We start from the raw sequence: 3,819 nt of genomic DNA, 5'->3' as shown, positions 1-3,819 counted from the left end.
TGGCAGGCCATGCTCGATGTCCTCCGAGAGGGGTACCGGCACGTCCACGCCCCGAGCGGCGAGCCGACCCCGAGTGCCGCGAGCATCGACAGCCAGAGCGTGAAGACGACCGAGGTGGGCGGGGTGCGGGGGTACGATGGGGGCAAGAAGGTCACGGGCCGCAAGCGGAACATCGCGGTCGACACGCTCGGCCTGCTCTTGGCCGTGGTCGTGACCGGGGCCGGGGTCGACGATGCCAGGGCGGCCCCGGACGTGCTCAAACAATTGCACCGGGGGGAGTACCCGCGGCTAGAGGTCGTCTGGGCGGACAGCAAGTACCACAACCACGTCCTGAACGATTGGAAGGCCAAGCAGGCCGAACTGACCTGGCGGCTCGAGATCGTCAGTCGGCCGCCGGGGTCGAAGGGGTTCGTCCTGCTGCCCAAGCGGTGGGTGGTCGAGCGGACGTTCGGTTGGCTGGGCCGGTCGCGGCGGTTGAGCAAGGATTACGAGCGGCGGACGGATTCGAGCGAGTGCATGGTACGGCTCCGCGGGATCAGTCTGCTCCTGAACCGGATGTCGCCGGCAGAGCGGTATCCGCCGTTTAAATACAGAGTTGCGTCGAATTGAGGCTTCTCGGATAGCCTCTTAGTCGATCCATGCCGGATCGGCAATCAAAGCACAGTGGCGATTTTCGAGACGCGATATGACCCACACTGGCACGGTGCCGGTTGGGTGAGTCGCAAAGTTGGAGTCTAATTATATGGCGATTGATTACTCTAGCATTAGTTTGATTGGAAATAGTGGTGGCGACTGGTTTGATGAGATCGACACCACGAAACATGAGCAGTTGCCGCCGGGGCAATATGTGGGACGTGTTGCCCACGGCAAGATGAGCGTGACCCGTGGCGGCGACCGGCAGTATGTGATGCGCCTTGAGGTCATGACCGGGGACCACACCGGCAAGTGCGCGTTCAAGTCGTTTGTCTTTTCGAGAAATGCTAAGGGCCGGAGCAAGATCGAGATAGCCGCCTACGGGCTGACTACCACGGCCGCACTGGACGCACCGTTCCCGGAGCCGGGCCGGGAATACGTCGTCCGGTTCGCGGTGACGCATCGCACCAACGATAGCGGCACCGTATGGGTGGCCGTGGATCGGCTGCAGCTGCTCAAGATCGTGCCCGTGGAAGATGACCTGGCCGACCTAGACCTGCCGCCGTTGGCCGAGGGAGGCACGCAATGACCCATGGCGATTTCCGGGCTGGCCTGCTCATTCGTGGCGGGCTGGCCGGGAGTCGTCACTTGAAGGCGCACTCCCAGACTCTGAGCCGGTTCGCGGATGGCGAGACTGAGCAGACCGGCGAGGCATACCTGACGCACTTTGTGTTCGGCGACGATTATCGACGCTACTTCATCGCCAATGGCAACAGCGACGCGGGCTATACGGGTCCGTGTTGGTGCCGATGGTTGGTTCTCGACATAGACAGAGCCGATGACCTACGGGCCGCACTGACCGCGACACGGCAGTTAGTGTCGTTCATCGGGGACCGATACGGCACCGATCCGGTGACGTACTTCAGTGGCGGCAAGGGGTTCCATGTTCTGATCGAGCTGACGCACAATCCGGCACCATGTGTTGGATTCAGCGACATCGCAAAACGGTACGCCCTAACGCTTGCGGGCCGGGCCGGTGTGACGGTCGACCAGTCTATCTACAACGTCCTGCGCCCGATCCGGTTGCCCAATACCCGGCATCCCAAGACGGGCCGCTACAAGCGACGCATTGACCCGGATGACCTGTTCAGTTGGGACATTGACGCGATCCTACGGCACGCATCGAGTCCAGCCGGTGACGGTCTGCCATCGTCGGGCGTAGTGTCGCCGTCACTGGTGGCCGATTGGTTAGGGGCTGCCGCCGAGTCTGAGACTGCCGCCGTCGATCGTGTCGATGGGCACGCCCTGTTGAGTACACGGATACCGGCATTCCTCCGGGAATTCCTGCGACACCCCGAGGAGTGTACGAACCGGGCCGTCACGCTGTTCCGGGCTGCCGCATGGCTGACTGAGCAGGGATCACCCCCTTCCCTTTCCTCTGCGATACTGAGCGACTTCGGTGCAATCGCGGGGCTTCCGCCAAAAGAGATCGAGAAGCAGATACGCGACGGCATCGCCTACGCGCGACGTAAGCCGATCGTATCCGTGCCCGTGACCACCGACGATGACCGTGAACGTGAGGCTATCGCCGCCGAGGGCGACCCGTTGCCGCCGGGCGCGTTGGACTTCGGATTCGGCGCGAACCGGGAGCCGGAATCGTCGTGCCCGGAATGGCCGGTGTGGGGCGTGATACGCGACATCGAAAGAGGAGAGGAAGAGGATAATGAGTGACCAACTCAGTGATCTGGTAATCGACTGGACAGAGGTTGACCGTGAGGTATTGGCTGAGGTGGCCGCTGGGATACCGCCTCGGCGATACCGGGTATCCGCACCGTTCGATGTTCTCGACATCAGGCCGGGTGAGATGATCTTACTCGGCGGGCCGCCGGGTAAAGGTAAGACGGCCGCGCTCATGCAAATTGTGGTTGATATGTTGGCGATGAACCCGGATATACAGTTGTTGGTGGCGAACGTCGAAATGGTGCCCAAGCAGCTACATCGGCGCATTCTGAGCCGGCTATCGGGCGTGCCGTTAACCACGATCCGCGACAACGACCGATCCTGCTACGATCGATTGCGGGCTGTATCAGAGTCGTATCAGGGCGTATATCGTCGAATGTTGGCGATGAAAGGACCGTTCACCGGCGAGCGTCTGTTGGCCACCGCCAAGGCCACAGGTGCCGACGTTATCCTGGTCGATTACGTTCAACGATTCAAAGGCGACCCGGCACAGGACAGCCGGCTACAGTTGGACGGCCTGTTGGCCGCACTCCGGGAGTTGTGCAGTTGTGGCGCTGCCATTCTCGCTGCTGCTGCTGTATCGCGTCAGAGCGGTCAGACCGGCAGCGACTACGAAAACCTCGGGCTGGCATCGTTTCGCGGTTCGTCTGAGCTGGAATTCGCCTGCGACCAAGCCTATGTGATTGGTTCGATTGACGCTGACCACCTGCAGTTCCGTTGCGAAAAGAACCGCGAGGGTGACTTGCTGAGTATCGACACGAGGTTCGATAGGCCGATCCAAACCTTCACACCTGCCAGTATCGGCACGAGCGATGATGACATCGCCGAGGTGATAGCCAAGATCAGGACAGGGGGCAAACAGTGAGCGAACAACCGGCAGATGACATAGTTAGCCTGACGTTCGAGGAATATCAGGCACGCAAGGCCGCCGGGACCGCGCCCAAGTATCCACGGTTCATTGATAGCCCGCGACCGGCGACACCACCGGCGACGGCATCCCCTTCCGCTCTTCCCTCTACCAGCGGTGGCCGGGGCAAGAGTCGGGGCCGGGGCAAGGGCCGCACTCGATCTGAGCGGTTCGCCACCGTGAACACGTTCATCGACTTCGGGGTTGCGACCGCCAAGCTCACACCGATACAGGCTCTCGTATGGGTGGCTTTGTGGCGGGATACCAAGGCATCCGGCACCGCGCGGACCAGTCAGGCTGACATTGCCCGGAGACTTGGCCGAGATGAGCGTACCGTTCGTCGGGCTGTGGCCGCACTAGTCAAGAGGGGGTTCGTGAGTGTCGTTCAGAGGGGTAAGTTGAACGTCGGGCCGTCAGTCTATCGGGTGCATCCGACCGGCCCGCAGGAGGACACCCACGCCCTGCTGTCATGAGGACCAAAGCTGCGCGCAACGGAGGGCATGGTTGCCCTATATCCCATACAGGGACCAGTGCACCGT

Annotated in this window: 5 protein-coding genes; all 5 read left to right on the top strand. The window is 61.7% G+C overall.

Going from position 1 to position 3,819, the window contains the following annotated elements:
* The coding region (locus ACK5M9_RS01015; protein WP_416891350.1) for an IS5 family transposase at positions 1-609 on the top strand (609 nt) is incomplete at its 5' end.
* A 133-nt stretch (positions 610-742) separates the two neighbouring features.
* Positions 743-1,222 (top strand): hypothetical protein, encoded by a 480-nt coding sequence (locus tag ACK5M9_RS01010; RefSeq protein ID WP_416891349.1) that lies wholly within the window; start codon positions 743-745, stop codon positions 1,220-1,222.
* Positions 1,219-2,364, top strand: coding sequence for a hypothetical protein (locus ACK5M9_RS01005; protein ID WP_416891348.1), 1,146 nt, complete (start codon positions 1,219-1,221; stop codon positions 2,362-2,364). The genes ACK5M9_RS01010 and ACK5M9_RS01005 overlap by 4 nt, the downstream gene beginning before the upstream one ends.
* Complete coding sequence (locus ACK5M9_RS01000; protein ID WP_416891347.1) at positions 2,357-3,238, top strand: DnaB-like helicase C-terminal domain-containing protein; 882 nt, start codon at positions 2,357-2,359, stop codon at positions 3,236-3,238. The genes ACK5M9_RS01005 and ACK5M9_RS01000 overlap by 8 nt, the downstream gene beginning before the upstream one ends.
* Positions 3,235-3,753: a helix-turn-helix domain-containing protein gene (locus ACK5M9_RS00995; protein WP_416891346.1), complete on the top strand. Its 519-nt coding sequence runs from the start codon at positions 3,235-3,237 to the stop codon at positions 3,751-3,753. The genes ACK5M9_RS01000 and ACK5M9_RS00995 overlap by 4 nt, the downstream gene beginning before the upstream one ends.
* Positions 3,754-3,819: the final 66 nt, after the last annotated feature.

The sequence above is a fragment of the Mycobacterium sp. genome, assembly GCF_047975165.1.
Lineage (GTDB): Bacteria > Actinomycetota > Actinomycetes > Mycobacteriales > Mycobacteriaceae > Mycobacterium.
This window is presented reverse-complemented; position numbering and strand designations above follow the sequence as displayed.

Bases quoted from the DNA above. Each gene is read 5' to 3' on its own strand.
- ACK5M9_RS01000 (WP_416891347.1), top strand. From the start codon at position 2,357: ATGAGTGACCAACTCAGTGATCTGGTAATCGACTGGACAGAGGTTGAC.
- ACK5M9_RS01005 (WP_416891348.1), top strand. From the start codon at position 1,219: ATGACCCATGGCGATTTCCGGGCTGGCCTGCTCATTCGTGGCGGGCTG.
- ACK5M9_RS01010 (WP_416891349.1), top strand. From the start codon at position 743: ATGGCGATTGATTACTCTAGCATTAGTTTGATTGGAAATAGTGGTGGC.